This window comes from Micromonospora sp. CA-248089 (assembly GCF_050948515.1).
Lineage (GTDB): Bacteria > Actinomycetota > Actinomycetes > Mycobacteriales > Micromonosporaceae > Micromonospora.
Window position 1 is genome coordinate 6,208,349 of record NZ_CP192016.1, and the last position, 23,300, is coordinate 6,231,648.

The 23,300-nt window shown below is 72.6% G+C and carries 20 protein-coding genes; 7 read left to right on the forward strand and 13 right to left on the reverse strand.

Translation table 11 applies throughout. The annotated features are described in order from the left end of the window. Positions 1 to 22 precede the first annotated feature (22 nt). Positions 23 to 1,312: an MFS transporter gene (locus ACQP26_RS29120; protein WP_433494502.1), complete on the forward strand. Its 1,290-nt coding sequence runs from the start codon at positions 23 to 25 to the stop codon at positions 1,310 to 1,312. Between the two features lie 89 nt (positions 1,313 to 1,401). On the opposite strand, the gene ACQP26_RS29125 is transcribed toward ACQP26_RS29120, so the two are convergent. The 5 genes from ACQP26_RS29125 to ACQP26_RS29145 form a co-directional block, all read right to left on the reverse strand. After that, entirely contained in the window at positions 1,402 to 3,144 is a 1,743-nt protein-coding gene (locus ACQP26_RS29125; RefSeq protein ID WP_281579542.1) for a bifunctional metallophosphatase/5'-nucleotidase, read from the reverse strand. Between the two features lie 466 nt (positions 3,145 to 3,610). Next, complete coding sequence (locus ACQP26_RS29130; RefSeq protein WP_433494503.1) at positions 3,611 to 4,876, reverse strand: hypothetical protein; 1,266 nt, start codon at positions 4,874 to 4,876, stop codon at positions 3,611 to 3,613. A gap of 1 nt (position 4,877) precedes the next feature. Beyond that, positions 4,878 to 5,390, reverse strand: a complete 513-nt coding sequence (locus ACQP26_RS29135) for a SigE family RNA polymerase sigma factor (protein WP_433494504.1) — start codon at positions 5,388 to 5,390, stop codon at positions 4,878 to 4,880. Between the two features lie 84 nt (positions 5,391 to 5,474). Beyond that, positions 5,475 to 6,089 (reverse strand): histone deacetylase, encoded by a 615-nt coding sequence (locus tag ACQP26_RS29140; protein WP_269703590.1) that lies wholly within the window; start codon positions 6,087 to 6,089, stop codon positions 5,475 to 5,477. Between the two features lie 12 nt (positions 6,090 to 6,101). Beyond that, positions 6,102 to 6,881 (reverse strand): phosphodiesterase, encoded by a 780-nt coding sequence (locus ACQP26_RS29145; RefSeq protein ID WP_269703589.1) that lies wholly within the window; start codon positions 6,879 to 6,881, stop codon positions 6,102 to 6,104. 177 nt (positions 6,882 to 7,058) lie between these two features. Between ACQP26_RS29145 and ACQP26_RS29150 the strand changes: the two genes are divergently transcribed. After that, positions 7,059 to 8,516: a GGDEF domain-containing protein gene (locus tag ACQP26_RS29150; RefSeq protein ID WP_269703588.1), complete on the forward strand. Its 1,458-nt coding sequence runs from the start codon at positions 7,059 to 7,061 to the stop codon at positions 8,514 to 8,516. A 150-nt stretch (positions 8,517 to 8,666) separates the two neighbouring features. Here the strand turns inward: ACQP26_RS29150 and ACQP26_RS29155 are convergent, their stop codons facing one another. Together ACQP26_RS29155 and ACQP26_RS29160 are read right to left on the reverse strand one after the other, a co-directional pair. Beyond that, the gene (locus tag ACQP26_RS29155; RefSeq protein WP_433494505.1) at positions 8,667 to 9,728 is read right to left on the reverse strand and encodes an aspartate-semialdehyde dehydrogenase; all 1,062 of its coding nucleotides are present in this window, start codon (positions 9,726 to 9,728) and stop codon (positions 8,667 to 8,669) included. A gap of 6 nt (positions 9,729 to 9,734) precedes the next feature. After that, positions 9,735 to 11,000 carry an aspartate kinase gene (locus ACQP26_RS29160; protein WP_269703586.1) on the reverse strand — a complete coding sequence of 422 codons (1,266 nt, stop codon included), beginning with the start codon at positions 10,998 to 11,000 and terminating at the stop codon, positions 9,735 to 9,737. A 238-nt stretch (positions 11,001 to 11,238) separates the two neighbouring features. Here ACQP26_RS29160 and ACQP26_RS29165 point away from each other — a divergent pair, with 238 nt between their 5' ends. Further along, complete coding sequence (locus ACQP26_RS29165; RefSeq protein ID WP_433494506.1) at positions 11,239 to 11,994, forward strand: hypothetical protein; 756 nt, start codon at positions 11,239 to 11,241, stop codon at positions 11,992 to 11,994. Positions 11,995 to 12,004: 10 nt separating this feature from the next. On the opposite strand, the gene ACQP26_RS29170 is transcribed toward ACQP26_RS29165, so the two are convergent. After that, a complete protein-coding gene (locus ACQP26_RS29170) occupies positions 12,005 to 12,991 on the reverse strand; it encodes a DUF5937 family protein (protein ID WP_433494507.1) in 987 nt (328 codons plus the stop codon). 77 nt (positions 12,992 to 13,068) lie between these two features. Here ACQP26_RS29170 and ACQP26_RS29175 point away from each other — a divergent pair, with 77 nt between their 5' ends. Both ACQP26_RS29175 and leuA read left to right on the forward strand, forming a co-directional pair. Beyond that, complete coding sequence (locus ACQP26_RS29175) at positions 13,069 to 14,343, forward strand: MFS transporter (RefSeq protein WP_269703583.1); 1,275 nt, start codon at positions 13,069 to 13,071, stop codon at positions 14,341 to 14,343. A gap of 238 nt (positions 14,344 to 14,581) precedes the next feature. Then, positions 14,582 to 16,327 carry a 2-isopropylmalate synthase gene (leuA, locus tag ACQP26_RS29180; RefSeq protein WP_433494508.1) on the forward strand — a complete coding sequence of 582 codons (1,746 nt, stop codon included), beginning with the start codon at positions 14,582 to 14,584 and terminating at the stop codon, positions 16,325 to 16,327. Positions 16,328 to 16,388: 61 nt separating this feature from the next. On the opposite strand, the gene ACQP26_RS29185 is transcribed toward leuA, so the two are convergent. Further along, the gene (locus ACQP26_RS29185; RefSeq protein ID WP_433494509.1) at positions 16,389 to 17,813 is read right to left on the reverse strand and encodes an MFS transporter; all 1,425 of its coding nucleotides are present in this window, start codon (positions 17,811 to 17,813) and stop codon (positions 16,389 to 16,391) included. A gap of 108 nt (positions 17,814 to 17,921) precedes the next feature. Here ACQP26_RS29185 and ACQP26_RS29190 point away from each other — a divergent pair, with 108 nt between their 5' ends. After that, complete coding sequence (locus ACQP26_RS29190; protein ID WP_269703580.1) at positions 17,922 to 18,581, forward strand: HNH endonuclease family protein; 660 nt, start codon at positions 17,922 to 17,924, stop codon at positions 18,579 to 18,581. Next, entirely contained in the window at positions 18,563 to 19,015 is a 453-nt protein-coding gene (locus tag ACQP26_RS29195; protein ID WP_281579536.1) for a hypothetical protein, read from the forward strand. Before ACQP26_RS29190 ends, ACQP26_RS29195 begins: the two co-directional genes overlap by 19 nt. A 52-nt stretch (positions 19,016 to 19,067) precedes the next feature. On the opposite strand, the gene ACQP26_RS29200 is transcribed toward ACQP26_RS29195, so the two are convergent. Genes ACQP26_RS29200 through ACQP26_RS29215 form a run of 4 tightly spaced genes read right to left on the reverse strand, consistent with a single transcriptional unit; the run spans position 19,068 to position 23,264 of the window. Continuing rightward, positions 19,068 to 20,171: an ABC transporter ATP-binding protein gene (locus ACQP26_RS29200; RefSeq protein ID WP_269703578.1), complete on the reverse strand. Its 1,104-nt coding sequence runs from the start codon at positions 20,169 to 20,171 to the stop codon at positions 19,068 to 19,070. Continuing rightward, on the reverse strand, positions 20,168 to 21,283 hold the full coding sequence (locus ACQP26_RS29205) for an ABC transporter ATP-binding protein (RefSeq protein ID WP_433494510.1): 1,116 nt from the start codon (positions 21,281 to 21,283) through the stop codon (positions 20,168 to 20,170). The genes ACQP26_RS29200 and ACQP26_RS29205 overlap by 4 nt, the downstream gene beginning before the upstream one ends. An 11-nt stretch (positions 21,284 to 21,294) precedes the next feature. Then, the gene (locus ACQP26_RS29210) at positions 21,295 to 22,263 is read right to left on the reverse strand and encodes an ABC transporter permease (RefSeq protein WP_269703575.1); all 969 of its coding nucleotides are present in this window, start codon (positions 22,261 to 22,263) and stop codon (positions 21,295 to 21,297) included. Then, positions 22,260 to 23,264: an ABC transporter permease gene (locus ACQP26_RS29215; protein ID WP_269703574.1), complete on the reverse strand. Its 1,005-nt coding sequence runs from the start codon at positions 23,262 to 23,264 to the stop codon at positions 22,260 to 22,262. The genes ACQP26_RS29210 and ACQP26_RS29215 overlap by 4 nt, the downstream gene beginning before the upstream one ends. Positions 23,265 to 23,300: the final 36 nt, after the last annotated feature.

Below are 23,300 nucleotides of genomic sequence, written 5' to 3' on the forward strand. Positions count from 1 at the left end.
ACCCGCCGAACAGAATCCCAGCATGCTGCGCCGCGCCCTGCCCGCCCGTCCCGAAGCCCGCCGGATCCTCCTCGGCACGTTGTTCTCCGCCGTCGGGCGCGGCCTCACCCTGCCGTTCCTGTTCATCTACCTCACCGACGTACGCGGCCTGACCGACACCCGGGCCGGGCTGGTGATCGGCTGGTTCGGCGCGGTCACGCTGGCTCTCTCGCCGCTTGCCGGAACGTTCATCGACCGGTTCGGCGCGCGCCGGGTGGTGCTGCCGTGCCTGGTGATCGAGGCGATCGGCACCGGCTCGCTGGCGCTCGTCAACTCGACCGCCTCGGCGTTCGGCGTGATGACGCTGGTCGCGGTCGGCAGCTCGGCGATCTGGGCCGGGCAGAACACGATCCTCGCCTCGCTCACCGACGACGGCGAGCGGCAGCGCGTCTTCGGGCTCAACTTCGCGCTGCTCAACCTTGGCATCGGCACCGGTGGCCTGATCTCCGGCGCGGTGGTCGACGTGGCCCGTCCGGTCACCTTCGAGGTGATCTACCTGCTGGACGCGGTGAGCTACCTGACCCCGGCCCTGATCCTGCTGAGCCTGCCGCACGTCGGGCGCCGGCCGGCCGTGGCAGTCGGCGCGAAGGCCGCCGACCGGAGGACCGGCGGCTACCTCACGGTGCTGCGGGACCGGCCGTTCCGCCGCCTCGTCATCTTCGGCCTGGTGCTCACCACCTGCGGGTACGCGCAGATCGAGGTGGGCTTCGCGGCGTACTCGGTGCGGGTGGTCGAGGTGACGCCCCGGGTGGTGGCGTGGGCGCTGGCCGCGAACACCGTGATGATCGTGCTCTCGCAGCTGCTGGTGATCCGGCGGCTGGAGGGGCGCAGCCGTACCCGCGCTCTGGCCACCGTCGGCGCGGTCTTCGCCGGCGCGTGGCTGGTGCTCGGCGCGGCGGGCGTGGTGGGCAGCGGCAACGCGGTGCTCGCGGCGCTCGGCGTGGTGGCCTGCTCGGCGATCTTCGGGTTCGGCGAGACGATGCTGTCGCCGGTCATGCCCGCCCTGACCAACGCGCTCGCCACCGACGAGCTGCGCGGCCGGTACAACGCGATGAGCTCGATGATCTTCGGGATCAGCGGCGTGGTCGGCCCGGTCACCGCCGGCCCGCTGATCGGCGCGGCGAACGGCCGGGTGTGGGTGGCCGTCGTGGTGGGCGGCTGCCTGGCCGCCTCGCTGCTCGCGCTGTCGCTGCGTCCGCTGCTCAGCGCCGCGCAGGACGGCCGGTCGACGGTCGCTGCGACGCCGGCGCCCGAGCCCGCGCGGGCGACCTGACAAGCCGGCGGCCTGCGACGAAGCGGGCCGCCGGACGCGAACGGGCCCCGGAGCGGCGCTCCGGGGCCCGTCGGCGATGCGGTCGGCGGTCAGCCGGCCGCGACCTCGGTGGTGGTGCGGATCCGGTCCAGCGCCGGCGGGGAGACCGGCGACTTCTCGGTCAGGTACGCGGTGAAGGCGTCCAGGTCGATCTGGCCGGTCACCGCGTTGGTGCCGCCGGTCAGGACGCTGAAGCCGTCGCCGCCACCGGCGAGGAAGTTGTTCACGGTGACCCGGTAGGTGGCGGTGTCCGTCACCGGGGTGCCGTTGATGGTGAGGCTGCCCCGGACCACGCGGGTGCCGGCGCACGGCGTGCCGGCCGGCGCGGTGGTGCCGTTGACGTCCACGACGTAGTTGACGGTCGAGGACGCGTAGAGCACGCGCGCCACAGTGAACTGCTGCTCCAGCATGCAGTAGAGCTGCGCGCCGGTCAGGTCGAGCGTCACCAGGTTGTTGGCGAACGGCTGCACGGTGAACGCCTCGGCGTAGGTGACCGGGCCGGCGTCGAGGTCGGCGCGTACGCCACCGGGGTTCATGAACGCGGCCACCGCGTTCTGCTCGGTGTCGGTCGCGGCGAGCTGCGCGTCGGCGATCAGGTTGCCCAGCGGCGACTCACCGGTCTGGTACGTCGGCTTGCCGTTGACGTCGACCCCGGTCTGGTACAGGTTCTCCTGCGTCTTGGTGATCGCGGCGGTGGTCTCGCCGACCACCCGGTCGGCCACCGGGCCGAGCGCGGTCTTGTACCGGTTGATCAGATCGGTCGAGGGCCGGTCCGGCTCGACGTCCCGGGTGACGACCACGTTGTTGGCGGACGCGCTCACCACGTCGCGGGTACGCGGGTCGATCTTCAGGTCGATCTGGGTGACCAGGCGGCCGAACGAGCTGGCGCTGGTGACCAGCTTGTTGTTGATGTTGCAGTTGTACGCGGCGTGGGTGTGCCCGCTGACGATCACGTCGATGGACGGGTCCATCCGGTTGGCGATGTCGACGATCGGGCCGCTGAACCCGGTGCAGTCGTTGATGCCGCCGCCGTTCTGCACGCCGCCCTCGTGCAGCAGCACGACGATGCTCTTGACGCCGAGCAGGCGCAGGATCTTGGCGTACTTGTTGGCGGTGTCGGCCTCGTCGGTGAACCGCAGGCCGGCGACGCCCTGCTGGCTGACGATGTTCGGGGTGCCCTCCAGGGTCATCCCGATGAAGCCGATCGGCACACCCTTGACGATCTTGATGCCGAACGGCTGCATCAGCGGCAGGCCGGTGGAGGTCTTGAAGGCGTTCGCCGAGAGGTACGAGAACTTGGCGCCCTTGAAGGGGGTGCCGTCGGCGCAGCCGTCCACCGGGTGGCAGCCGCCACGCTGCATGCGCAGCAGCTCGGCCGCGCCCTCGTCGAACTCGTGGTTGCCGACGCTCGCGAACTCCAGCCCGGCGAGGTTCATCTCCTCGATGGTGGGCTCGTCGTGGAACGCGGCGGACAGCAGCGGCGAGGCGCCGATGAGGTCACCGGCGGCGACGGTGACGGTGCCCTTGCCCTGCTTCTTGGCCTCGGCGCGCATCTTCTTCAGGTGGCTGGCCAGGTATTCCGCGCCACCGGCCGGCTGGCCCTCGATGGTGCCGCTGGACCCGCTCGGCGGCTCCAGGTTGCCGTGGAAGTCGTTGATCGCGAGCAACTGGACGTCGACCGGCTTCGGGCGGGCCTCGGCCTGGTCGGGGGTGACGGCGACCGCGGTGAACGCGGTCGCGGCGAGTGCGGCCAGGCCGACGGCGGCCCGGCGTCGCATCCCGGTGACGGACATGGAACTCCTCGTGAGATGCCGGTATGTGGCGTCCGGGCGATGGTGCGCCCGGCGACCCTGGTCCGTGCCGTGACAGGTGTCGATCGCGGAGGGCGGTACTCGGGGGAACGCCGCCCCGCCGGGGTAGCTTCTCATCCACCGGCCGCCAGGTCGAACGGGGCGGCATCAGGAATCGTCGTTGTCTCGGGCGGCCCGTACCGGTCTGCCGGACGAGTCGGACATGACGGTCAGGTGAAATTCCGCGCGGCGCAGGCTCTCGATGCCTGCCGCCGTCGATGGCGCCGGCCCCCAGGGACAGGGAGCCGGCGCCGACGCTCATGTCACGCGCATTTCCTTGCGCTGGCAACCGTCCCTGCCGGAATCACCCCCTGCCGGTCACCCATCGTCGACCGAACGGTCGTTCACATCCGACGGCCCGGTACATCGAGCGAACTGTCCGAACTCGACTCACTGCCGCGCGTGCCGGTCACCGGCACTGCCAGACCACCGGCCACTGCCGCCCGCTCTCGTCGGCCGCCCCGCCGTAGATGCGTCCCGCGTCGTCGAAAAGGATCCTCCACAACTGGCGCTCGCCCGTCAGGCTCCTCGGTATCGGCCGCGCCGTCCCGTCCGGTCCGACCAGGAACCAGCCTTGCCGAGGCGTCGAGACGACCAGCCGCCCGTTCCGGTCGGTGACGACGGTGTCGACCCGGTGGGTGTCCAGGCCGAGGAACACCGTGAGCCGGCCCGTCCGGACGTTCCACTGCGCCGGTGACGACTTCTCGGCGCCGACGCCCCAGACGGTTCCGGCCAGCCAGTCGCCCTGCACCGGAGCGTCCCGTCGGAAGTGCCAATCGGGCGCAGCGGGCTGCACCACGGTGCCGCCGCCCGGCCGGGAGATCCGGATGCCCCCCGCTTCCCGGGCGAGCCTCACGGTGTCGATGACCGTGCCGTCGGACGCCCGGCCGAGGAAGTTGCCGACGTGGTTCGCGACGACCCGTGGCGGAGTCTGCGCCGCGGCGTCCCACCGGACCAGGACCGCCTGGTCGTCGCTACCGACGGCGACTCCCAGGATCTCCCCGGCGGCGTCGACCGAGACCGGCTGGACGTCCCGGTAGCCCTCGGGCAGGGGAAGGTTCCGCACCTGCCCGTCGCGGTAGACCCAGGGCACGTCGGGCCGATTCTCGCCGTCCCAGCGGTTGCCGACGGCCACACCCGCGGAGTTGATCGCGGTCACGGTGGCCTGGAAGGCACGTGACAACTCCACGAGGTTCGCCTTCCCCCGGTCCCAGATCACCAGGTAGGTGCGGAAACCCTTCTTCCGCCAGTCCCCCACCGGGGAGGTCCCCGCGAGGAACCGGCCGCTGGGGTCCACCGCGCCCAGGCTCGGGAAGTACGCGTCGTCAGGCGTGTCGTACTGCTCGGAGGTGCACTCGGCCGGACTCGCGCTCACCCGTACCCGCACCTGGTCCACGGTGGGCACGGCGCGGGTCTCGGTCGGGCCCGGGGACGGCCGGTCGATGACCTCGTCCATGCCTCGGCCGCTGCCGTCCCGGCCCAGCGCCACCGCCGACCCGAGCCCGATCGCGAGCACCGTTGCCGCCGCGAGGGTGACGGTGAGCCGGCGACGCCGCTGTTCGGCCCTGCGCGCGGCGACCACCACCGCTGCCGGATCGACCCGGCTCGGCGGCACGTCGACCCGGGCCAGCACCCGGCGGACGACCGCACCCGCCCGATCCTCGTCCCAGGTCATGTCAGCCTCCCGCTCGGTTGTCGGTGCAGGTCTCCAGATCGAGCCGCTTGCGCAGCTTCGCGAGCCCACGAGAGGTGTGGCTCTTGACGTTGCCGGTCGAGCAGTTGAGCAGGCTTGCCACCTCGGCGACGGGAAGGTCGCAGAGGAAGCGCAGGGTCAGCACGGCCCGCTGGGCCGGTGGCAGGCCGGCCAGCAGATCCTCGAGGCCGTCGCGTTCCTCGACGTCCGGCGGCGCGGCGGCCGGTCGATCCGGCGCCTGCGGCAGCAGCCGGATCCGGAACCACCCGCGCCGGCGTTCGTCCAGATAGGTGTGGATCAGAATCCGCCGGACGTACGCGTCGGTGTCGTCCGCCGCGGCCGCCCGCCGCCAGTACCGGTAGAGCTTGGTGAGCGTCGTCTGCACGATGTCGTCCGCCAGGTGCGCGTCACCGCAGATCAGGTACGCGGTGCGGTGCAGCACGGGCAGCCGTGCCCGCACGTACGCCACGTACTCGGTCTCGTCCTCGGCCCGCATACCGCTCCTTCCCGGGACCCTACGGCTGCAAGACGGGCCCGGCGGCGACGGCGGTTGCATCAGGACAAATCGCCACCGCCACCCTCAGCCGGCGCCGACCAGCCTCCGCAACGCGGACCGGGTCCACCGCCCGGCGACCCCCGGCCGGCCCGCCAGGTAGCCGACGGTCTGCGCGGCGTCCCAGCCGTGTGCCTCGCGCAGCCCGCGCGCCAACATCCCGAGGTAGATCGGCGCGGGCCGGGTCCACTGCACCTCCACCGCCCGGTGCGGCGCGGTGAACGTGAGCATCGGCAGGCCCTCGTGGACGCCGACGCGCAGCAGCGTCTCGTACCGGCCCGGCCCGAGCGTCGCCCGCCCGGTCTCGACAGCCGTGCGGATCCCGGCCAGGTCGGCCCCGGGCGGCCGGTACATCTCCTGCGCGGCGATGTCCGCGAACTGCTCGACTGTCACCAGGTAGCCGCGCGCTGCCGCCCGGCCCGGCAGCAGCGGGTCGTAGAACGCCATGCCGCCGGTCCAGGCCCGCGACTCCCCGGCGAAGTAGACGCCGCCGTCGATCAGCACCGGAGCCGTCCGGCGCGGTGGCCGGCGGTCCCGGCAGCCGGGGTACGTGCGCAGCCCGCCCGGTGGACACCCGCCACGGAGGTACCAGTCGAGCCGCGCGGCGTACAGGTTCGAGCCGTACGCGACGTACCAGAGCATCGGCGGCGCGGCTCAGAACCAGCAGGTGCGCCCGGCGGCGTGGCTGACCTGGACGGTGTGCGTCACGCAGCCGCCGTCGGCGATCAGGTGCAGCAGGAAGGCGGTCGGCTCGGCGAGGAACCCCGGCTCCTCGTCGTCGGTCATGGCCAGGCCCACCTGGATCCAGGTGCTCGGCGCGGTGGTCAGCACCGTACCGGCGAACGCGCTCGTGACCTGACGGTGCAGGTGACCCGCGGCGACGCGTACGACATGGGGGTGGCGGCCGATCACGGCGGCGAGCGCGTCGGCGTCGGCGAGGCCCATGGCGTCCATGACGGGTGCGCCCACCGCGACCGGCGGATGGTGCAGGCACACGACGGCGGGCGCGTCGGTACGCCCGGCGAGCACCCCGTCGAGCCAGGCGAGCTGCTCGTCGCCGAGGCGTCCGCCGGGACTGCCGGGGGTGAGCGAGTCGAGCACCACGAGTGTCGCGTCCGGCAGGTCGACGTGGTAGTGCGCCGAGAAGCCACCCGCCAGGTAGGGGGTGCCGCCGAACGTGTCGAGCAGCGACTCGCGGTCGTCGTGGTTGCCGGTCACCAGGTGCACCGGCAGCGGGAACGCGCCGACGATCTCGCGCAGGGCGAGGTATTCGTCCGGGCGGCCGTTGGCGGTCAGGTCACCGGTGATCACCACGCAGTCGGGCCGGGGACGCAGCGCGAGCACCGTGCCGAGCGCCCGGTGCAGCCCGGACGCCGGGGCGGCCGCGAGCGGGCCGGTGGTCACGTGCGGGTCGCTGAGCTGGGCGATGAGCATCGGCGGCCTCCTCGGGTCCCGGGCCCTCACGCTATCGCCGCGCGCCCTCCTCGCGCAGGCCCGATTCCGCCCACAGGCGGCGTCCACAGCCTGTGGATAGCACATGTGTACGAAGGTCGGCAGCGGTTGCGCTGAGTACGCTTGATCGCGACCCGACCCCCTCCGAGCAGGAACGACGTGGATCACGAGCGAGTCCTCCGCGACGTCACGGTGCGCCTCCCCACGGCGTCCACCGTCCCGGAGGCATGCCAGTGGACCGTCGCCGCGCTCGCCCGGCACACCCCGGCGACCGCCACCGTCCTGCTCCGCGTCCACGACCGTCTGCGCTGCGTCGCCGCCACCGGCGCCTGGCAGGTGTTCTCGCACGTACCGGCCACCGCCGACGGCGCCCCGCCGGGCCGCCACCGGCCCGAACCCTCGGTGGTGCGACGGGTCTACGCCTCCGGCGTCACCGCCGCGGTCCCCGACGTCGGCGCCGACCCCGACTACCTCGAGGTCCGCCCGGACGTCACCGCGGAACTCTGCGTGCCGGTACGCGACCCGGACGGCCACCCGATCGGCGTGCTCGACCTGCAGTGGAGCGAACCGGTCGTGCTCGCCGCGTGGCGGGAGACCGCCGAGCTGGTGGCCGACCGTCTCGGCGGCCGGATCGCCGCGCTCGGCGGGCCGCCGGCCGAGAGCCGCAGCGAGAAGCTGCTCCGGCACGCCGCCGCGTTCACGGCCGCGCCGACCGACTGGGACCTGATGACCGCCGCGCTCGCCGCGGCCCGGGACGTGTCGGCGCTCTCCGCCGCCGTGCTGGTGCTCACCGGCCGGCGCGGCCCGCGCCTCGGCGCGCCCACCGACACGCCGGGCGAGCTGGAGGCGCGGATCCGGGCCGAACTGGCCGACGCCGGACCGGCAGCGCTCGACCGCATGATCGACCGGGCCCACCGGTACGGCTCGGCGTACACGCTGGGCGAGGCGGGCCACCCGCCCACCGAGGAGTACCTGCCGCTGACCCGGGCCGGCGCGCGCACGCTGGTGGCGGTGCCGGTCGGCGCACCGGCGTCCGGCGGGGTGCTGCTGGTCGCCGACGAGCAACGCCGGCGCCCCGACCCGACCACCGTCAACCTGATCGAACTGCTCGCCGGGCAGGCGTGGACCTGCCTGGACCGGCTGCGTACGCTCGCCCGGCTCCGCGAGCAGGCCAGCTCCGACCCGCTCACCGGGCTGCGGCACACCGGCCCGTTCGGGAAGCGGATCGCCACCGCCACGCCGGGGCGTACCGCGCTGCTGGCGATCGACGTGGACGGGTTCAAGGACGTCAACGACACGTACGGCCACCAGGCCGGCGACCGGCTGCTGGTGGGTCTGGCCCGGGCCCTCGAAGGTGCGCTGCGCCAGGGCGACGAGCTGTACCGGACCGGCGGCGACGAGTTCGTGGCGGTGATCGAGGTCAGCCGCCCGGAGGAGGCGGTCCGGATCGCCGAACGGCTCACCGAGGCGGCCCGCCGTACCGGCCGGACGATCAGCGTCGGCGTGGCCCTGCCGCGACCCGGCGAGTCCCCCGAGCGCACCCTGCACCGAGCCGACCAGGCCCTGTACGCCGTGAAGCGCCACGGCCGAGACGGAGTCCACCTCTCGGCAGCCTGACCCGCCCCCCTCTCCCCGCCTCCCCCCGCCCCCGTCTCCCAGCCCGTCGATCATGAAGTTGGCGGCGACAAATCGGGCGGCGATTGCCGTCAACTTCATGATCGACGGACTCTGGGCGGGCGCGGCGCGGGCGCGGCGCGGGGGCGGGGCTTAGGGGCGGGTCAGCTCCTTGGCGAGGAGTTCGGCGATCTGGGCCGTGTTCAGGGCGGCGCCCTTGCGAAGGTTGTCGCCCGTTACGAAGAGGTCCAGGGCGCGGGGGTCGTCCACCGCGCGGCGGATCCGGCCCACCCACGAGGGGTCGGTGCCGACCGCGTCGATCGGCATCGGGAACTCCCCGGACGCCGGGTCGTCGACCAGGATCACGCCCGGCGCGTTGCGCAGCACCTCGCGGGCGCCCTCGGCGTCCACCTCGGTGGCGAAGACCGCGTGCACGGCGACCGAGTGGCCGGTCACCACCGGCACCCGTACGCAGGTGGCGGACACCTTGAGATCGGGCAGCCCGAGGATCTTGCGCGACTCGTTGCGCAGCTTCATCTCCTCCGACGACCAGCCGCCGTCGGCGAGCGAGCCCGCCCACGGTACGACGTTGAGCGCCAGCGGTGCCGGGAACGGGCCCAGCTCGTCGCCGACGGCCTGGCGCACGTCACCGGCGCGGGAGCCGAGCACCCGGTCGCCGGCGATCTTGCCGAGCTGGAGGTGCAGCGCGTCCACGCCGGCCTGCCCCGCCCCGGAGACCGCCTGGTACGACGCGAGCACCAGCTCGCGCAGGCCGTACTCGCGGTGCAGCGGCGCGACCGCCACGATCATCGCCATCGTGGTGCAGTTGGCGTTGGCAATGATGCCCTTGGGCCGGTTGCGTACCTGCTCGGGGTTGATCTCGGTGACCACCAGCGGCACGTCGCGGTCCATCCGGAACGCGCCGGAGTTGTCCACCACGACCACGCCGCGCGCGGCGGCGACCGGGGCCCACTCCGCCGAGACGTCGTCCGGCACGTCGAACATCGCCACGTCGACGCCGGCGAGCGCGTCGGCGGTGAGCGCCTGGACGGTCAACTCCTCGCCCCGGCACTGCACGCGCCGGCCGGCCGACCGCTCGGAGGCGAGCAGCCGGATCTCGCCCCACACGTTGCGCCGCGAGGAGAGGATCTGGCACATCACCGTGCCGACGGCACCTGTCGCCCCGACCACGGCGAGGGTGGGCAGCGACGCCACGGCGCGTTACCGCCCGGTGCCGGCGTAGACGACGGCTTCGGTGTCACCACCCAGCTCGAAGGCGTCGTGGATGGCCTTGACCGCCTTGTCCAGGTCGGTGTCGCGGCAGACCACGGAGACCCGGATCTCCGACGTGGAGATCATCTCGATGTTCACGCCGGCCGCGCCGAGGGCGGCGAAGAAGCCGGCGGCCACGCCCGGGTGCGAGCGCATGCCCGCGCCGATCAGCGAGACCTTGCCGACGTGGTCGTCGTAGAGCAGGCCCTTGAACTTGACCGTCTCCTGGATCTTGCTGAGCGCGGCCATCGCGGTCGGGCCGTCGGCCTTGGGCAGCGTGAACGAGATGTCGGTGCGGCCGGTGCCCTCGGTGGACACGTTCTGCACGATCATGTCGATGTTGATCTCGGCCCCGGCCACGGTGTCGAAGATCCGCGCGGCGGCGCCGGGCTCGTCGGGCACGCCGACGATCGTGATCTTCGCTTCGCTGCGGTCGTGGGCGACCCCGGTGATCAGTGCCTGTTCCACAGGAAGGTCCTCCATCGATCCGGTGACCATCGTGCCGGTGTTGGTCGAGTATGACGAACGGACGTGGATCGGCAAGCCCGCGCGCCGCGCGTACTCGACGCTGCGCAGGTGCAGCACCTTCGCGCCGCAGGCGGCCAGCTCCAGCATCTCCTCGTAGGTGATCTGCTTGATGTGCCGGGCGTTCGGCACGATGCGCGGATCGGCGGTGAAGATGCCGTCCACGTCGGTGTAGATCTCGCAGACGTCCGCCTCGAGCGCGGCGGCGAGCGCCACGGCGGTGGTGTCCGAGCCGCCACGGCCGAGCGTGGTGACGTCCTTGGTGTCCTGCGAGACGCCCTGGAAGCCGGCGACGATGACCACCGCACCCTCGTCCAGCGCGCCCTTGAGCCGCCCCGGGGTCACGTCGATGATCCGGGCCCGGCCGTGCACCGAGGTGGTGATCACGCCGGCCTGCGAACCGGTGAACGAGCGGGCTTCGTACCCCAGGTTGTGGATGGCCATGGCGAGCAGCGCCATGGAGATCCGCTCCCCGGCGGTGAGCAGCATGTCCAGCTCGCGGCCCGGCGGCAGCGGGCTGACCTGGTTGGCCAGGTCGAGCAGCTCGTCGGTGGTGTCGCCCATCGCGGACACCACCACCACCACGTCGTCGCCAGCCTTGCGCGCGGCCACGATGCGCTCGGCCACCCGCTTGATCCGCTCGGCGTTGGCGACGGAGGACCCGCCGTACTTCTGCACCACGAGTGCCACGACGGTGCACTCCCTCCCAGCGACGACCCTGAGCGTGCCGACGCCGCCGGGTTTCTCGGTCCGGCGGCGCGTGTCAGACCGCCTCAGCCTATCGGGCGGGCCGCGACGCCGGGTCGGGTGATCCCACCATCCGGCCCCGGCGTGGGGCGGCTCACCAGCCCGGCAATACGCGACACGCCAAGCGGTACAGCCGTACGGTGGGCTGTCCGCGACCGTCCCCACGACGCAGAATGAGCCCGTGCACGCTCATCGACGTGCGGCCCGCCTGACCGGCGTGCTCGCGCTCACCCTGCCGGCATTGCTGGCCGCCTGTACCGGCGACCACCCCGAAGCGGCGCCCACCGGCACCGCCGACCCGGTCCCGGTGCAGGTCGACGCCGCCCGAGAGGAACTGGCCGGGCTGGCCGCCGCCGCGCAGGACCGGCACCTCACCGCCACGTACGCCTTCGCGCCCGCCGAGGGCACGCCCCGCACCGTGGCGTTCACCAGCGCCAACGACGGCAGCTGGCGGGTCGACGTGCCCGGCTGGGGGCACGCCGGCACGGTGGACGTCTCGCTCGCCGCCACCTCCGACGGGCTGTTCCAGTGCGCGCTGCCCTCGGCCGGCTGGGCACAGGCGGCGACCTGCGTCCGCCTCGGCGACGCCGACGACGCGGTGCCGCGCCGGCTCGACCCCCGGGTGCAGCACCCGTTCACCGACTGGCTGGAGGTGCTGACCGACAGGCGTGCGCCGCTCGCGGTCTCCCCCGCCGAGCCGCTGCCCGGCGTCGACGGCCCCTGCTACACGGTCGACAGCACCTCGGCGTCGCTGAACGCGCCACTGGACGTGGGCATCTACTGCTTCCGGGAGGACGGCACACCGGCCGCGGTACGGGCCGGCTTCGGCACGCTGACGCTGACCGGAGAGCCCGGTGCGGCGCCCGGCAGCGTCGAACTCGCGGGCGCGGTGACCGAGGGCGAACCGGTGGGGCAGGACGCGCCGGCGACGTCGTGACGCCGCGCGCTCAGCCGCCCCGCGCCGCGCGGAGCAACGCGGCACCGACCTCGGTGTTGCGGTAGAGCACGTGCCGCCCGGCCCGGGACCGGGTGACGAGACCGGCGGCGTGCAGCGCGGAGAGGTGCTGGGACACGTTCCCGGCGGACAGCCCGGTGAGCCGGGCGAGGTCCGTGGTGGTCGTCGCCGCGTCGAGCAGGTGCAGCAACGCGGCCCGGCCGGCACCCACCACCCGGGCGAGCGCGTCGCCCGCCGGTTCGGGTCCGCGTTCCCACAGCGTCCCGACCGCCCGCACCGGGTACGCCCCGGCGGGCATCGAGTCCTCCAGCAGGTTCCACAGCACCCGCCGGTCGGTGAACACACTCGGATTCAGTGCCAGCCCACGCCCCCGCAGATCGAAGTCCCGCTCGAACGGATCGTCGCTCACCACGCGGTCGCCGAGCCAGCGCAGGCTCGGGTGCAACTGCTCGAACAACCGGCCGGCGCCACCCTCGGCGAGCTGGGCCGCCCGGTACGCCACGTCGGCGTCCAGCAGCGCCCGCATGCGCGGCCAGTCGGGGGCGATCGCCTCCTCGTACCAGACTCGGAGCGCCTCGACGAGCTGCGGCAGCAGCCCGGCCGGGTCGGCGAGCAACGCCTGCCCGTACGGGCTCAGCGGACGGCTCGGAACGGTGGCCAGCAGGTCCTGTACCACCACGTCGGGCGGCGTCGCCGCGATCTGGTCGAGCTGGTCCGCCATGTCCGCGTCCGGGCGGGCGGCCGGGGTCAGGAAGTCCGGTAGCCAGCGGCGCGGCCGGGCCAGGTCCGTCAACGGGCGGACCCGATCGGCCACCTCGGGGCGGCGCAGCGTCGCCCGGGCGCGGTCGATCCACGGCAGGTGCACCGCGTAGCGGACCGGCTCGGCCAGCGCCCACATGCTCATCACGGTCTCGTTGGCCGGCGACACCGCGAACCGCACGCCCGCCACGTCGGCCAGATTGAACCGCAACTCGGACACACGCACCCCCGACGCCGGATTCGGCCCAGACTAAAAGGTTCGACCGGAGCGCGGGGGGCACGGTTTGCTCACCGGTCATGGGGGCCAGAGAGAGCATCCGCACCGCCGTCCGTCACGTCGTACCGCCGGCCGGTCTGACCCGCGCCCTGGCCGTGCAGGCCATGGTGTTCGCCGTCGGTCACGGCCTGTTCCAGGCCGGCAGCGCCGTCTTCTTCACCCGGGCGCTCGGGCTGAGCCCGGCGCAGGTGGGTCTCGGCCTCTCCCTCGCCGCCGGGGCGTCCCTGCTCGGCACCGTGCCGCTGGGCGGGCTCACCGACCGGTACGGGCCGCAGCGGGTGTGGATCGTCTGCCTGCTGCTGGACGCGGCGCTGTTCGCCGCGTACCCGTTCGTCGGCGGCTTCGCCGGGTTCCTCGCCGTGGTGATCGCGCTGGCCGTGACGGGCGCGGCGACCGGCGTGGCCCGCCAGGTCTACTCGATAAACGTGCTGCGCCCGGAGGAACGGGTCACCGCGATGGCCTACCAGCGCTCCTCGCTGAACGTCGGCTTCGGGCTCGGCGCGCTGATCAGCGGCCTGGTGCTGGCCGTCGACACGATCTGGGCGTACCGCGGGATGGTCTGGTTCATCACAGTGGTCTTCCTGGTGACCGCCGGCTTCGTGCGCCGGCTGCCCCGGCTGCCGGAGGTGACCCGCACGGCCGAGCCGACGAGCCGGCTGGCGGTGCTGCGGGACCGGCCCTTCATGACCGTCGCGCTGCTGTCCGGGCTGCTCACCGCGCACCAGACGCTCTACCTGACGGTGATGCCGCTGTGGATCCTCACCCGTACCGACGCGCCGAAGACGATCATCGCCGCGCTGGTGCTGCTCAACACCGTGCTGGTCGTGCTGTTCCAGGTGCGGGCCAGCCGGGGCGCGGACACCGCGCCGGGCGCGGCCCGGGCGTCCCGCCGGGGTGCGGTGCTGATCGCCCTGTTCTGCCTGGTGCTGCCGGTCTCCGGCGCGACCCGGGGACCGCTCACCGTGGCGGTGCTGGTGGCCGCCGCGACGGTGCTCATCCTGGCCGAGATGATCGAGTCGGCGGGTACCTGGGGGCTCACCGCCACGCTGCCGCCCGCCGCCCAGCGCGGCGCGTACGTCGGCGCGTTCGGGCTCGGCTCCCAGGTGCAGTTCCTGATCGCGCCGGCCGGGCTGACCGCGCTCGGCGTGAGCACCGGCGGCTGGGGCTGGTACCCGGCTGCGGCGATCTTCACCCTGGTCGGACTGGTGATCGTGCCCGCTGTCGCCCGGGTGGAACGGACACCCCGGCTACCGACAGTCGCGAGATCCACCGGTTCAGTGACACTGGTCCCATAGTCCGGACCAGCCTTCCCACCGCCCGTCCCACCACGTAGGGTGACCTTGTCATGTGGCGCGCGTACCTTCTCCTTGGCTGCCGCGACGAGGCCTGACCGGCCGGCACCTCGTCGCGGAGTCGCTACGCGCCGTCCAGCACATCCGATCTTCTTCTCGGCACCGCCGCGCACCGTCGCCCGGCAGTCCGCCGACACCTTTCCGATCTGCTGACGCCACATGTTCCAGGGAGCACTCCGAGATGGCTCAACCTGTCACCGCCACCGATCCGTTCGCCGGCCAGCGCCCCAGCCGGATGCCGGTCCACCGCTACGTCCCGTACCACCGTGAGTTCGGCGTCGACCTGCCGGACCGCTCCTGGCCGACCCGCCGCGTCGAGGCCGCGCCCCGCTGGTGCGCCGTCGACCTCCGCGACGGCAACCAGGCGCTGATCGACCCGATGTCACCCGAGCGCAAGCGGCGGATGTTCCAGCTCCTGGTGCAGATGGGCTACAAGGAGATCGAGGTCGGCTTCCCGTCGGCGAGCCAGACCGACTACGACTTCGTACGGCAGCTGATCGAGCAGGACCTGATCCCGGAGGACGTCACCATCCAGGTGCTGACCCAGTGCCGGGAGCACCTGATCGAGCGGACCTTCGAGTCGCTGCGCGGCGCCCGCCGGGCCATCGTGCACTTCTACAACTCCACCTCGACGCTGCAGCGCCGGGTGGTCTTCGGCCTGGACCGCGACGGCATCACCGACATCGCCACCCAGGGCGCGCGGCTGTGCCAGAAGTACGCGGAGATCCACACCCCGGACACCGACATCCACTACGAGTACTCGCCGGAGTCCTACACGGGCACCGAGCTGGAGTACGCGCTGGAGGTCTGCTCGGCGGTCATCGAGGTGATCGACCCGACGCCGGACCGGAAGCTGATCATCAACCTGCCGGCCACCGTCGAGATGGCCATGCCCAACGTCTACGCCGACTCGATCGAGTGGATGCACCGGCGCCTGCCCCGGCGGGAGAGCCTGGTGCTGAGCCTGCACCCGCACAACGACCGGGGCACCGGCGTGGCCGCCGCCGAGCTGGGCCTGCTGGCCGGCGCCGACCGGATCGAGGGCTGCCTGTTCGGCAACGGTGAGCGCACCGGCAACGTCGACCTGGTGACGCTGGGCCTGAACATGTTCTCCCAGGGCATCGACCCGATGATCGACTTCTCCAACATCGACGAGATCAAGCGCGCCGTCGAGTACTGCAACCAGCTGCCGGTGCACGAGCGCCACCCGTACGCGGGCGACCTGGTCTACACCGCGTTCTCCGGCTCCCACCAGGACGCGATCAACAAGGGCTTCGCCGCGCTGCACGCCGACGCGACGGCGGCCGGCGTGCCGGTCGACGACTTCACCTGGGCCGTGCCCTACCTGCCGATCGACCCGAAGGACCTGGGCCGCACCTACGAGGCGGTCATCCGGGTCAACTCGCAGTCCGGCAAGGGCGGCGTCGCGTACATCATGAAGACCGAGCACCAGCTCGACCTGCCGCGCCGCCTCCAGATCGAGTTCTCCGGCGTCGTGCAGCAGGTCACCGACCACGACGGTGGCGAGGTCGAGCCGGGCGCCATGTGGGAGATCTTCGCCCGCAACTACCTGGTCGACCACCAGGTCGACCCGGCCGTCAAGCTGGCCGACTACACCATCGGCACCGTCGACGGCAAGGTCGAGATCGACGCCCGCGTCGGCTTCGGCGGCGAGACCCGCGCGCTCACCGCCGTCGGCAACGGCCCGATCGACGCGTACGTCAACGCGTTGCAGTCCCTGGGCGTGGCGGTACGGGTGCTCGACTACCACGAGCACGCGCTGTCCTCCGGTGGGGACGCGCAGGCCGCCGCGTACGTGGAGTGCGAGGTGGACGGCCGTACGGTGTGGGGCGTCGGGGTGGACGCGAACATCGTGACCGCCTCGATCAAGGCGGTCACGAGCGCGGTGAACCGCACCCGCGCCTGAGCTGCTTGAGGTGTAAGGAAGGGCCCCTTCTTAACGCATTCCGCATAGGAAGGGGCCCTTCTTAACGCCCGCGCCGGGGGCGGTGGATGAGCACGGCGGCGAGCACCGCGCCGGCGAGCAGCAGCCCCGCGCACCAGGCCAACGCCCCCCGGTACGCGCCGGCGAGCGCGCCCTTCTGCTCGTACCCGGTGCCGGACAGCCCGACCAGCAGCGGCAGCGCGGCCACCGCGAGCAGGCCACCGGCCCGGGAGGCGGCGTTGTTGAAGCCGCTCGCCACCCCGGCGAACCGGTCCGAGACGGCACCGAGCACCGACGTGGTCAGCGGCGCGACCACGAGCGTGAGCCCGGCGCCGAACAGTGCCACGCCCGGCAGCACGTCCACCCAGTACGACGCGCCCGGCCCGACCCGGCGCAGCAGCAGCAGACCCACGGCGGCGATCACCGGCCCGACGGTGAGCGGCAACCGGGGACCGATGCGGGCCGACAGCGCGCCGGCGCGCGGCGAGCCGACCAGCAGCAGCACCGTCATCGGCACTGTGGCCAGGCCGGTGAGCAGCGCCGACCAGCCGACCACGTTCTGCAGGTAGACGGCGAGGAAGAAGGTGAACCCGCCGAGCGCCGCGTACACGACCACTGTGAAGACGTTCAGCACGGAGAACAGCCGGCTGGAGAACAGCCCGGTGGGCAGCATCGCGGTGTCGCCGCGCCGCCGTTCGAGGAGCACGAACACCACCACGGCGACCACCCCGAGCACCGCCGCGGCCAGCACCGCCGGGGAGGCGCCCTGCGCCGGGGCGTCGATCAGCGCGTACGTGACGCCGCCGAGCGCGAGCGCGCCGAGCAACGCGCCGGCCACGTCGAACCGACGCCCCTCCCCGGTACGCGACGCCTCCTCGTCCCGGCTCTCCGGCGCCCAGCGCAGCGCGGCGAGCACCACGCCGACTGCGAGCGGCAGGTTGACGAAGAAGATCCACCGCCAGGAGAGCGTGTCGATGAGCCAGCCGCCGAGCAGCGGTCCGAGCGCTGTGGACACGCCGGACAGCCCGGACCAGGTGCCGATGGCCCGGCCCCTGTCGTCCGGGTGGAAGCTGGCCTGGAGCACCGACAGCGAGCCGGGGGTGAGCAGCGCCCCGCCCGCCCCCTGGAGGAAGCGGGCGGCGACGAGCCAGCCGGTGTCCTGGGCCAGCCCGCAGAGCACCGACGCCACCGCGAACCAGACCACGCCGAGCAGGAAGATGCGCCGCCGGCCGAACCGGTCGCCGAGCGCGCCGCCGAGCAGCACGAACGCGGCGAGCATGAGCAGGTAGCCGTTCACGGTCCACTGCAGACCGGCGACGGTGGCGTCGAGTTCGGCGCCGAGGCGCGGCAACGCGACGTTCACGACTGTGCTGTCGAGGAACACCATGCCGGAGGCGAGGATCGCGGCGAGCAGCGTGCCACGACCGGCGGCGGAGCCGGTACGCAGCGCGGGAGCGGGTGCGGTCACGTCTCACCACTCTGCCCGCCGCCCACCCTCGACGCCACGAATCGCGGAAACCGCCGCCGGGTACTGTGCGGACTCGCCCGGAGCACGCAAGCTGGAGAGGTGTCGTCTGTGCGTACGAGATCAGGAGCCCGAGCCGGGCTGGCCGCCGCGCTGAGCGCGGTGCTCGCCCTCGGCGTGGCCGGCTGCGACGTGTCGGTCACCGAGCCGGAGGCGCCGCCGAGCGCCTCCGGGAACGTCAACAAGCAGCTCGGTGAGCTCACAGTGGCCACCGCCGAGCCGATGAAGGGCTACAGTCGCTCCCGCTTCCCGCACTGGCGGGGCACCGGCAAGAACTGCGACGTCCGCGACAGCGTGCTGCAACGCGACGGCGAGGGCATCAAGCTGTCCGGCTGCAACGTGGTGGGCGGCCGGTGGGAGAGCGTCTACGACGGTGTGGTGCTGAACGATCCGTCGGACGTGGACATCGACCACACCGTCCCGCTGGCCGCCGCGTGGCGTTCGGGCGCGGCCGAGTGGGACGACTCGAAGCGTGGCGACTTCGCCAACGACCTGACCCGGCCGCAGCTCATCGCGGTTTCGGCGCGGTCCAACCGGGCAAAGGGTGACCAGGATCCGTCCCAGTGGAAGCCGCCGAACCGGTCGTCCTGGTGTCAGTACGCGGCGGACTGGGTGACGGTGAAGCACTACTGGCGGCTGACTGTGACAAGTGCCGAGAAGGCCGCTCTCACCGACATGCTGGAGGGCTGCACATGGGCGAGCAAACCGTGACCGGGCCGGACGCCACACCGGCCCCGGAGGCAGGCGCCGCACCGGCCCCGGAGGCCGCGTCGGCCGGCCCGGCGTCGGCCGGGATGACGGCGGACGGCCGGCAGCCGGAGCCCGCCGATGTCGCCGGGGCGGGTATGACCGCCGACGCGGTGCCCGGTGCTCCGGCCGGCGGAGCGCCGGCCGGACCGGCAGAGCGGACCACCGACATCGTCCCCGGCCCGGGCGGGGTCATGACGGACGAGGTGGGCGTGGTGACCGGCGAGCTGACGCTGCGCACCGAGCACGCCGACGGCCGGGTGACGCTGCGGGTGCAGTACAAGGACGCCGACGAGTGGTACGCGGTGACCGGGGGTTCCGCGCCGCTGGCCGACCCGGCCGCGCTGGACGCCGTGCACACGATCGCGGTGGGCCTGCTCAACCGCCCCGAGGGCTGACAGACGAAAAGCGCGTCCCCACCCGGGCCGGGTGGGGACGCGCTTCGTCGTGTCAGACGTACGAGCCGGGCTCGCTGGGCGCGGAGACCACGCCGGGCTCCTCGCCCTCACCCTCCGGCCGGGTGATCTTCGCGGTCACCTCGTGCGGGCGCAGCTCACCGGCGGCGATCTGCTCGGCCCAGTGGCAGGCCACCCGGCTGGCGCCGATCTGGCGCAGTTCCGGCCGCTCGTCGGCGCAGCGGGTCGGCTGCGCCCACGGGCAGCGGGTGTGGAACCGGCAACCGGACGGCGGGTTCGCCGGCGAGGGCAGGTCACCGGCGAGCAGGATGCGCTCGCGCCGGTCCTCCACGTCCGGGTCCGGCACCGGCACCGCCGACATCAGCGCCCTGGTGTACGGGTGCAGCGGCTCGGTGTAGAGCCGGTCGCTCGGCGCCTCCTCCACGAGCGCGCCCAGGTACATCACGCCGACGATGTCGGAGATGTGCCGCACCACGGCCAGGTCGTGCGCGATGACCAGGTAGGTCAGGCCGAGGCTGTCCTGGAGTTCGTCGAGCAGGTTGACCACCTGCGCCTGGATCGACACGTCCAGCGCGGAGACGGGCTCGTCGGCGACGATCAGCTCCGGGCCGAGCACCAGGGCGCGGGCGATGCCGATGCGCTGGCGCTGGCCGCCGGAGAACTCGTGCGGGTAGCGGGACAGCGCCCACTTGGGCAGCCCCACCGCGTCGAGCGTCTCCCCGATGATCCGCCGCCGGTCGTCCCGGTTGGCACCGATGCCGTGGGTCTGGAGGCCCTCGGTGAGGATCGACTCGACGTTCTGCCGCGGGTCCAGGCTGGACATCGGGTCCTGGAAGATCATCTGCATCCGGCGGCGCATCGTGCGCAGCTTGCCGGCCGGCAGCGTGGTGAGCTCGACGCCGTCGAACTTCACCTCTCCGCTGGTCGGCGGGTTGAGCTGGAGCAGCGCCCGGCCGAGCGTGGACTTGCCGCAGCCCGATTCGCCCACCAGTCCGTACGTCTTGCCGCGCGGGATGCTCAGGTCGACCCCGTCGACCGCCTTGACGTGCCCGACGGTCCGGTCGAAGAGCACGCCCCGGCGGATCGGGAAGTGCACCTTCAGGTCGCGGACCTCGACGAGGATGTCGTTGTCGCTCATGGGGTCTCCTCCTCGCGCGGAGCCGGTCCGAAGCCGGGCACGGCGGGCGCGTCGGCCGGCTCGGCCTGGGCCGGCACCGCACCCGGCTCGGTGGTCGTCGGCGCGGTCGTCCGGGCGTCCGCCTCCGGGGTCAGGCCGGGAACCGGCACCGGGTTGACGCAGCGGTAGCTGCGCGCGTCGTGGGTGAGCACCAGCTCCGGCGGCTCGCCCACGCACGCGTCGACGCGGCGGGCGCAGCGCGGGGCGAACGCGCAGCCGTCCGGCCAGGGCAGCACGTCGCGCACCGAGCCGGGGATGGGGTTGAGCCGTTCGCCGCGGCCGGCGTCCAGGCGGGGCACCGAGCCGAGCAACCCCTCGGTGTACGGGTGCCGGGGCTGGCGGAACAGCGGACGGCGGGTGGCCGTCTCCACCACCCGGCCGGCGTAGAGCACGTTGATGGTGTCGCACATGCCGGCGACCACACCGAGGTCGTGGGTGATCATGACGAGTGCGGTGCCGGAGTCCCGGACCAGGTCCTTCAGCAGTTCCAGGATCTGCGCCTGGATGGTGACGTCGAGCGCGGTGGTCGGCTCGTCGGCGATCAGCAGCCGGGGCTGGCAGGCGACCGCCATGGCGATCAGCGCCCGCTGCCGCATGCCGCCGGAGAGCTGGTGCGGGTACTCCTTGAGCCGGCGGCGCGGGTCCGGGATGCCCACCCGGTCGAGCAGCTCGGCCGCCTCCTTGGTGGCCGCCTCGCCCTTCATGCCCCGGTGCCGGGTCAGCACCTCGGTCACCTGGAGCCCGATCGGGATGACCGGGTTCAGCGAGGAGAGCGGGTCCTGGAAGATCATCGCGACGTCCCGGCCGCGGATGTCGCGGCGGGCCCGGTCGTCGAGCTGGAGCAGGTCGGTGCCGTCGAAGACCGCCTTGCCGCCGACCCGCAGGCCCGGCTGCTTGGGCAGCAGACCCATGATGGCCAGCGACGTGACGCTCTTGCCGCAGCCGGACTCGCCGACCAGGCCGACCACCTCGCCGGCGTCGACCGAGAAGGACACCCCGTCCACCGCGTGCACGGTGCGCTGCCCACGACGGGCGAACGTGACGGAGAGGTCGTCCACTTCGAGCAGTGCCATGACTGACTGACCTACTTCCGCAGCTTTGGATCGAGGGCCTCGCGCATCGCCTCACCGAGCAGGGTGAACCCGAGCGCGGTGATGATGATGCCGAGCGCCGGGTAGATCGCCAGACCGGGCCGGATGCCCAGGTACGGCTGCGCGTCGGCGAGCATGACGCCCCACTCCGGGATGGCCGAGTCGGGGTTGCCGAGGCCGAGGAAGGACAGCGCAGCCGCCTCGATGATCGCGGTGGCCAGCGTCAGCGTGGCCTGGACGATGACCGGCGCGATCGAGTTCGGCACCACGTGGGTGAGGGCGATCTTGGACCGCTTCACGCCGAGCGCCGTCGCCGCCAGCACGTAGTCGCTGTTCGACTGCGCGATCATCGAGCCGCGCAGCAGCCGGGCGAAGATCGGCACGGACACCACACCGACGGCGATCATCACGGTGGTGAGGCTGGCACCGAGCAGCGCCGCGATGCTCACCGCGAGCAGCAGGCTCGGCATGGCCAGCAGCATGTCGATGAAGCGCATCAGGGTGGTGTCGATCCAGCGGCCCCAGCGCCCGCCGAGCCCGGCCGCCGCACCGGCGACGCCGCCGATCAGCGCGCCGACCGCGAGACCGATCAGGGTGGAGACCACGCCGACGAGCAGCGTCTGCCGCGCGCCGACGATGAGCCGGCTGAACTCGTCCCGGCCCTGGTGGTCGAAGCCGAGCCAGTGGTCGGCGGAGGCGCCCGGGATGATGCCCTGGCCGGACTTGACCAGCCCTTCCCGGATGCCGACGGAGTCCGTCGGGCTGTATGGGACGAAGAACGGCCCGATCACCGCGACCAGGACGAAGACGGCCAGGATGACCACGCCGATGATGGCCGCCGGGTTGCGCCGCAGGCGGCGGAACGCCTCCTTCCAGAGGCTCACCCCCTGCTCGTCCTCGCGGGCGGACAGCTCGGCGAGCCGGTCGATCTTCTCGCGCTTCTTTCCTCCGGTGATGGTCATCGCACCCTCACCCTCGGGTCGATCACGCTGTAGGAGAGGTCGACCAGGAGATTCACCAGCACGTACACCACCGCAATGATCATGATGAAGCCCATCAGCACCGGATAGTCACGCTGGCTGATCGACTCGGCGACGAACGCGCCGATGCCGCTGAAGGCGAACACGGTCTCGGTGAGCACCGCGCCGGAGAGCAGGAGACCGGTCTGCAGACCGATCGAGGTGGCCACCGGCAGCATGGCGTTACGCAGCACGTGCCGGCGGCGTACGGTCCGCTCGGTCAGGCCCTTGGCCTCGGCGGTCCGGACGAAGTCCTCGTTGAGCACCTCCAGCACGCTGGCCCGGGTGATCCGGACGATGATCGCGAGCGGGATGCTGGCGAGCGCGATGCCTGGCAGCACGAGGTGCCAGAGCGCGTCGGCGGCGGCGTCCCACTCGCGGGTCATGAGCCCGTCGAGGACGAAGAAGTTGGTGACCCGGGTCGCCCCGATGGTCGGGTCCTGCCGGCCGCTGGAGGGGAACCAGCCCAGATTCTCCGCGAAGATCGCCTTGAGCACGTACGCCAGGAAGAAGACCGGGATGCAGATGCCGATGAGCGATCCGCCGACCGAGGCGTGGTCGAGGAACCGGCCCCGGCGGCGGGCGGCCAGGTAGCCCAGCGGGATGCCGATGCCGACCGCGAGGATCATGGCCATGAGCGTCAGCTCGACGGTGCCGGGGAACCGCTCCACGAACTCCGTGGTGACGGCCCGCTTCGTACCGGTCGAGGTGCCCAGGTCGAACCGGATCATCCGCCGCAGGAAGCGGGCGTACTGGACCAGGATCGGCTCGTCGAGGCCGAGGTTGCGCCGGATGGCGGCGCGTGACTCGGGCGTGCCCCGTTCACCGAGGATCGCGGTCTCGGGCCCGCCGGGAAGTCGGCGGAGCCAGATGAACAGCAGGACGGAGAGCCCGAACAGCGTGGGTATCAGCTGTAGCAGGCGTCTGACGATGAACCGGAACACGGGCGCCTCGGAGGGGGTGCGGAGGGGTGCGGGCGG